The 504-nt window shown below is 50.2% G+C and carries 1 pseudogene; it reads left to right on the plus strand.

The features are described 5' to 3' along the window. Positions 1-504 (plus strand): annotated as a pseudogene (locus GMD6S_RS12850) (SIALI-17 repeat-containing surface protein); the annotation flags it as partial.

Genomic DNA, 504 nt, shown 5'->3' on the forward strand with positions numbered 1-504 from the left:
GCCAGAATACAACAAAGGTGCAAATGCGGTAGAAGCTGCTGTAAATGAACTCCCAGCCTATGCAGAAAGTGGCGCACCAGTCGTAGCGAACGTTCCAGCTTACGGAGAAAGCGGTGCCCCAATAGTAAACAATGCTCTGCCTTATGCAGAAAGTGGCGCACCAGCCGTAGCGAATGTTCCAGCCTATGCAGAAAGCGGTGCCCCAGCCCTAGCAAATGTTCCAGTTTATGCAGAAAGTGGTGCTCCGGCAGTAGCGACTGTTCCAGTTTATGCAGAAAGCGGTGCTCCAGCAGTAGCGAATGTCCCAGTTTATGCAGAAAGTGGTGCTCCAGCAGTAGCCAATATTCCAGCCTACGCTGAAAAGATTGAACCAGCAGTAAACGAAGTTCCAGAATACACTGGCAGTGTAGCTCCTTTGGCTACAAGCCCTACTTTTGGAACTGAACAAGATCGTACCTACAAAGCGCCTGCAGCAACAGATGAGCAACTCCTTCCAAATACAGG

This window comes from Streptococcus sp. GMD6S, assembly GCF_000297015.1.